The following is a 5,821-nucleotide window of genomic DNA, read 5'->3' as shown; positions in this document are numbered from 1 at the left end:
GGAGCTGGGTGGCTTAATGGTCGGGGGAAAATATTTGAACCCCTAGTTCTTCGTTGTCACCCGCCGTCGAAACCCCCGGTTGGGGCAATTCATGAATTGCCCCTACCGTGGGTTTCGACGATTTAGGCGATTTTCCTTTGGCGATAATTAATCCACTCTGCTACAGGTTAATTGTGTAGGGGTGCCCTTAATGGGTACCCTCGGGATGTGGCAGTAATAGTATTTACGTATTACTACAAGATGTGAGATTATCTCGAACCCGTGCTTATCGATCGAATCATCAAGAATTAGAAAGCGTTTCTGGTTCGTACAATACGCCTGTAATCATCTTCCATTCACCTTCGACTTTACGCAGGGTATAGACACAGCCAGATCCAAAGGCTTCTTTAAAGAAGTCGGGGATCTAAACCCCTCTAGCTGATTACTCGATCGAATCATCAAGAATTAGATAATGTTTCTGGTTCGTGCAATACGCCTGCAATAATCTTCCAGTCACCTTCGACTTTCCGTAGGGTATAAGTAAATCCAAAGTGCTCGATTTCCTCGTCTGCTTGATTAAATCGTTTGGCAACTCCAACAACTAGTCCTTGATTATCGCTGAGTTGACTAACTTGAAGCGAGAGAATCTTACTCTCTTTAAAGTTATCTTTTCTCAACTTATCCATAAGAACTGCAAATACACCAGTTACCTCTTTTGACTCTTTCATCACTACGACTAAATCTGAAGTCATCAGCATCGAAGGTACTTGAAAAAAGGGTTCGACTTGCGTTGGATCTAGTAAATTAAATGCTTCTGCATATTCACGAAATGTCTGGTAAATTGCATCGAGTTGGTTTTTCATGATTTTTTTCTCTGAATTAGGTTGTTGCTGTAAAAAGAGCCGAATTAAATCGGCGGTGGTATCTGCATGGCTATAAGAAAATCCATGCGCGGCATCTGCAATTATTTCCAATTTGGAATTTGGAATTTTGGCAGCGAGTAGATCGCTATTCGATCGAGGGATGGCAATATCTTTATCTCCTGTGATGATGAGCGTGTTCGCTTGAATATCGCTCAAAATATCGCAAGTATCGTGAGTTCCAAAGGCTTGCATTTGCCGCCGTAATGCTTCTCCTTGGCTATGAAATGGGGTAGTTGCTGCGAAGAATTCGGCTAATTCCTGCTGATGGTTTTGAATAAATGTGGGCGTAAATAGTAACCCCGAAAGATTGCCATCGATCGCACCACTAATGTCTCCAGGCTGACTACAGGTACCGCCCACCATCGTGCAACCGAGAATGAGTTTATCTAGTTTATCGGGGTATTTTAGCGCAAATTGTTGGGCGATCGCACCACCCATGCTGACCCCAAATACATGCGCTTTGGGAATCTTTAATGCGTCTAAAAGTCCGGCGGCATCATCTGCCATATCTGCGATAGTATAGGGGCGAGTGGATTCGCTGGTGAGTCCAGCATCGCGGTTATCGAACAGGATTAGTTGATAGTGCTGTGCGAGTAGCTCGGTAAATTTCTTACCCCAATCACGGAGGCTGAAACTTAAACCCATAATCATCAGTAATGGTGCGCCATTACCTTTAATTTCGTAGTTAATATTAATATCGCCGACGGTAACTTGGGTCATATTTTTAATCGATCGATTAAACTATATTTGTCTGCTTAGGTGAAACTAGATTGTTAGGTTTGTGAGTATTATGATATTGTGGCGATCGAATGCTGAATTTATCCGATTGTTAGTTCGAGTATGGAAGTAGAACCAAACGTCAAGATTCTGACTAGTACAAATTACCGAGATCGCCTAATCGAGTCACGTCAAGATCCGATCGAAGCTGCTGCTTATTTAGAAGTAACTTTAGAACGCGATCTCGAAGATCCGATTCCAGAATTACTGCGATCGGTATTAACTAATATGGTGGCAGCAAAAGAGCGAGTTGACGAACTATCTACGACAACAAAGGATTTACATAGCAGCCTCGATCGAGTTTTGGCGGAAAGTAAGGGTGTGGAAATATATGGATTAATTGATTTATTACATGGGTTGGGTTTTCGGCTGGCTGTAGTGCCGAAAGATGAGTAACTAGCAGCCCCAGATCCCCGACTTCTCGGAGAAGTCGGGGATCTTGCGGACTAATAACGTTGACCGTTAAGCATGGGCTGTTCCCTGTGCTGCTACCAGAAGATCGGACAATGCTTGAAGGGCTGCTGAATCGGACTGGGGAGACCAGACAAAGGCTTCCGTGGATGCTAGTCGATTGAGAAGTACACTCTCTGAATCGCTATTTCGATTTGCTTCTAGGCTACATCCTTCTTCTTTGGCTACTGCAAGCAGGAGAAAGTGAATAAGTCGCAGTTTATCCTGATGAGACAGTTGACTGACTGGATCCAGAAGTTCACTTAGTGGCATAATTTTTTTATTAGAGGCTGCGATCTATATCCAGTATAGGCTTACTTCTCCATTTATTTAGTCTGTCGATCGAGTAGATTTGATTCGATCGATTAAACCATATCTGTCTGCAAATACACGAAGCGATTCCATCATCGATTCAAAGAAAATATTTTTAGGTTCTAAAGGAGAATTGTTAAGTGATAGCACTGGATCTTTTAAAACAATACTGGCATGAGGAACCCCAAAGTTCTTGCCAATTCTAAACATTTCTGCTTTTTGATGTCGCTGATAAGATCGATCGACTAACTCCTCAATCTCATCGATAGCTGCGGTGGTATCTGCTTCAGAATGTGCAGCAAACAAAGGCTGATTCAATATATCTCGATCGGTAAGCAAATCTAATTCTTTAATTAGTTTAGATAATTCTCTAGCTCCGCCAATGTCCATCTTAGAATATCGAAAGGGATTACCACTAGCAGAATTATTGATGAGGCGACTTCGATCGATATAACTATCGAGATAGTCTAAAATTTTAGCTAGAGTGGTTCTGAGAAAGATTTCAGCCAGATTGCCAGCACCACTAGCTAAACCTAATGCAGCCGAGAATAGAAAAACTCCACCATCGATCGATTGCTCATCAGTTAGAGCCATTTTAACACTCAATGTACCACCTGTTGATAGTCCCCCGATCGAGACTTTGCCGCCACTTTCTTTAGCTTTCTCGATCGCAAATATGACATCTTTGCGCCACTCAATCAAAGACGCATCTTTCATGTCTTCAGGCTCTTTCAAGCCATGAGCGCGAAGCAAGGGGATATAGACATCAAAACCCATTTCGGAGCAGAAGTATTCGCCAATATCTTTCATGAAGTAGGGCGAGTCTGTCAATCCATGTACTAAAACGATGGCGTTTCTCGGCTGTCCATCATCGTCATGCTTAAACATCTGCGGATAACATCCATTTCGCACATCAGATTTTTGCTTGTAGTTGCTAAAATGCTCGTGATAATATTCGTTCCAATCTCTCAACATGATTCAACTATATCCTAATATTTTTTTACAATGAATGAGTCTAAAGGCTAGTCTAGATAAGATGATATCAGATACCACAAATCTTAATGCCAACTGATATGAGAAAGTATATTACTCCAAACCCAATCAGGATAAACTTCAGCCCTGCGCTTACTGCTGCTAATGAAGCCAGCGGAAATAAATTTTCAGTAGCACCATACAAAAAAGGAAATAAACACAGATTCTCAATTACATCAAATAATGCCGCTGCTAATTGCCCCCAAGCTAATATAATTCCTGCCCACAACCATCGAGGATCGAAATTAGATAACAATTTTGTTGCCAAAATGCATAGAAAACTCAATGTCATTGAATAAGCAGCGATGAATAAAAAATCTAGTCGCTGAAGATCAATCGCTCTATTTAATACATTTACATCACTCCAAGCTTTGACAATTTTTTGAGCATTTCTTGCTGTAAAAGCAAATTCAAGAGAGATAATACCTAGCGGTGAAGTCACTGGGATAGTCAGTGGTTTACCAATTTTATTTAATTGACTTGTGATCGATAATGTGATAATTAAAAAAACAATAATAAAAATGATTGTTTTTTTTAATGAAATTGTTTGAAAAGGATGGCTAATCATAATACTCTCTTGATTTACTTCTGCGATGATAAGCGGTTGTAAACCTTATATAATCCTGTTGATAACTGTCTTGAATCGATCGGCTACAGATTCAAAGCCATCATTCTTAGGATGTATTTCATCAAACCAGTCTTCTCGACCTACGCCTACTGCTTTTCTACAATCTACATGAAAAACGCGATTAGGGAATCTGGATACTAGATCTATTTGTGCATCGTTGAGTCGATCGATCACAACTCTCATGATTTTTATTTGTAGTTCTTCATCATTAATTCCCATTTGAATCAGGCTATTACGAACAAAGCCACCAGATAAACTCTCTCTCGGAATAATGTAGTCATACCCATGACAAACAATTTTTAAATCAGGAAAAATTCTTAACAGGTCTGTGAATAATTTTTTGAATATATCCATTATTCTCTTGACAAAATCATCAAATGCTCCGTTAAGATATTTTTCTGGTAGTCTATCTATATCTGGATCGAATTCATTTATTAATGTGTTGAAAAGTCCATTTGTAAACATATCATTACCACCACCACTTATCAAGAATACATCAGGATTCTTATTTGTAATTACATCAATTATCTTGTTTGTATTAGGAGCAGAAGTCATGTTCTCTAATGTATCACCTGCGGCATCTAAACTCCAGATTGCATAGTCATCAGATAGCCAGTCAATTACATCTTTGAGTAAAAAAGGAAATTGAAACCACGAGTCACCTTCGGAAACAATTTTAACACCGCTAAAACCTTTGTTTATTTTTTCTTGATATTTTTGCTGACGATACTTTCTTGCGACTTCATTAAACCATTCATCATCTATGTTTGAGTTGATAGCTTGCGACTTTACTTTTAAGTTAGAATTGAAAGGATTAAGATTAGGATTACTATCTCGTTCGATAAGTTCTTCTATTTCGTGTTGAGTAGTATCAGGGTTAGTTAATATTTCTTTCAATTGTTCGGGGCTGATGGGGCTGATTGGATTGGTCATATGAATCTCCTGTTAGTGATTTTGAAAATTTGAGAACTGTAAGTAATTAGACTAAGGGTAGTATCTTAGCGATCGTAGAAATCAATGTACCTATTTGACTGAGAGTATCGATCGAGCTAGAAATACCCTTTATTGTTTTTGATAACTCATCTATTCCCTCTTGAAGCTTTGATTCATTTACTTTGAATTTTTCAGCTATTTTTTCAATGCGTATTGTGTCAAGATCTTCGATTAGATTCGACAACTTAATTCTTCTTTCTTTGAAAGCTTTCTTTTGTTCTGCTGTCGCCTTAACTGGATCTTCAAACCATGCTTGTTTGACAGATGAATACAAGTCATCTTCTAAAATTTTCAGTTTCTGGATATCTTCGTCACGCAACTTGTCTAAATCTAATAGCTGTTCTGATGTCATTGTCATGTATTTTGCTCCTTAATGATTAATTTGTAAATAGTGAAAGGATAAGAAGGTTGATGAATTATTTTGCGTTGCTCACTAATTTAACAAAAGCTTCTACGTCTGACAAGAAGATATTGACTGACTTAATATCTGATTTGCCTTCCAGAAACGATTCAAATATATCTTTAAAATCACCCAATGTAGAACTTGCACTTCTTAGATTTTCTGACATTATTGTCATTGTTAAAATACTCTGTCTAGCTTTAATCCAGCCAGCTTCATCACCAATAGGGTTAGATGACACGATCGATCTGACAACTAATCTAGTTTCTTGTAGCTTTGATATTTTTTCTTTGTCTTCTAGTATTATCTTGCCAATGTCTTTTAATG

The 5,821-nt window shown here is 38.8% G+C and carries 8 protein-coding genes; 1 reads left to right on the top strand and 7 read right to left on the bottom strand.

Annotated elements, in window-relative coordinates:
• Positions 1 to 437: 437 nt before the first annotated feature.
• Positions 438 to 1,622: an alpha/beta hydrolase gene (locus RMO55_RS08815; protein ID WP_310425870.1), complete on the bottom strand. Its 1,185-nt coding sequence runs from the start codon at positions 1,620 to 1,622 to the stop codon at positions 438 to 440.
• A 120-nt stretch (positions 1,623 to 1,742) separates the two neighbouring features.
• On the opposite strand from RMO55_RS08815, the gene RMO55_RS08810 reads away from it, so the two are divergent.
• Complete coding sequence (locus RMO55_RS08810) at positions 1,743 to 2,075, top strand: transcriptional regulator (protein ID WP_310425869.1); 333 nt, start codon at positions 1,743 to 1,745, stop codon at positions 2,073 to 2,075.
• A gap of 66 nt (positions 2,076 to 2,141) precedes the next feature.
• Here the strand turns inward: RMO55_RS08810 and RMO55_RS08805 are convergent, their stop codons facing one another.
• The 6 genes from RMO55_RS08805 to RMO55_RS08780 form a co-directional block, all read right to left on the bottom strand.
• Positions 2,142 to 2,402, bottom strand: a complete 261-nt coding sequence (locus RMO55_RS08805) for a hypothetical protein (protein WP_310425867.1) — start codon at positions 2,400 to 2,402, stop codon at positions 2,142 to 2,144.
• Between the two features lie 57 nt (positions 2,403 to 2,459).
• Complete coding sequence (locus RMO55_RS08800) at positions 2,460 to 3,416, bottom strand: serine aminopeptidase domain-containing protein (RefSeq protein ID WP_310425865.1); 957 nt, start codon at positions 3,414 to 3,416, stop codon at positions 2,460 to 2,462.
• 67 nt (positions 3,417 to 3,483) lie between these two features.
• Positions 3,484 to 4,041 (bottom strand): hypothetical protein, encoded by a 558-nt coding sequence (locus tag RMO55_RS08795; protein ID WP_310425864.1) that lies wholly within the window; start codon positions 4,039 to 4,041, stop codon positions 3,484 to 3,486.
• Between the two features lie 45 nt (positions 4,042 to 4,086).
• On the bottom strand, positions 4,087 to 5,034 hold the full coding sequence (locus tag RMO55_RS08790; protein ID WP_310425862.1) for a hypothetical protein: 948 nt from the start codon (positions 5,032 to 5,034) through the stop codon (positions 4,087 to 4,089).
• Between the two features lie 46 nt (positions 5,035 to 5,080).
• Complete coding sequence (locus RMO55_RS08785) at positions 5,081 to 5,446, bottom strand: hypothetical protein (protein WP_310425860.1); 366 nt, start codon at positions 5,444 to 5,446, stop codon at positions 5,081 to 5,083.
• 64 nt (positions 5,447 to 5,510) lie between these two features.
• The coding region (locus RMO55_RS08780; RefSeq protein ID WP_310425858.1) for a hypothetical protein at positions 5,511 to 5,821 on the bottom strand (311 nt) is incomplete at its 5' end.

It is taken from the genome of Chamaesiphon sp. VAR_48_metabat_135_sub (assembly GCF_031418915.1).
Lineage (GTDB): Bacteria > Cyanobacteriota > Cyanobacteriia > Cyanobacteriales > Chamaesiphonaceae > Chamaesiphon.
Note: the sequence above shows the minus strand (reverse complement) of the source record. Positions and strands in the feature narration are given on the sequence as shown.